General features: G+C 38.6%; 1 protein-coding gene. It reads left to right on the top strand.

Annotated elements, in window-relative coordinates; genetic code table 11:
* On the top strand, nucleotides 1–578 hold a 578-nt coding region (locus RB298_RS02125; RefSeq protein ID WP_486045498.1), incomplete at its 5' end, for an alpha/beta hydrolase.
* Nucleotides 579–601: the final 23 nt, after the last annotated feature.

Here is a 601-nt window from a genome sequence, read left to right on the forward strand (position 1 = left end):
AACATCAAGTGATGTTAAATGCAATGGAACCGTTATTCGAGAAACGAGGCCATTGGAAGAGAATATACATAGACTTACCAGGGATGGGCAATTCCGAGCCTCAATTATCTATTCAGAACTCTGATAATATTTTAGAAGCGATATTATGTCTTTTGGACGAAATTATACCTAACCAACAGTTTATTGTTTGTGGCAGTTCATATGGAGGATACATTGCCAGAGGTATAGTTCATTCACGTCAGGAAAAAGTTCGTGGATTACTACTAATGGCACCATTGATTATACCTGAACATGATGAAAGAGTGGTGCCCCAACAGACTGTTCTAAAGAAAGACAACGACTTGATATCACGTTTGTCTCCAGAGGAGGCTGATGAATTTTGTTCCATGGGGGTAGTCCAAGGTCAAACTGAATGGGAGAGGTTTCAAAATGAAATCTTACTTCCTTCTAAACAAACAAATCATGAATTTGTAAACAGCATTCGTCAAAATGGATATGGCTTTACCTTTGATATTTCATTTAAACTGGAGCATCCCACACTCATTATAACAGGGCGTCAGGATAATGTAGTGAGATAACAGGACTGTCCCTTATGCACATC

It is taken from the genome of Priestia sp. BR_2 (assembly GCF_041954005.1).
GTDB lineage: Bacteria > Bacillota > Bacilli > Paenibacillales > Paenibacillaceae > Paenibacillus_AQ > Paenibacillus_AQ lautus_A.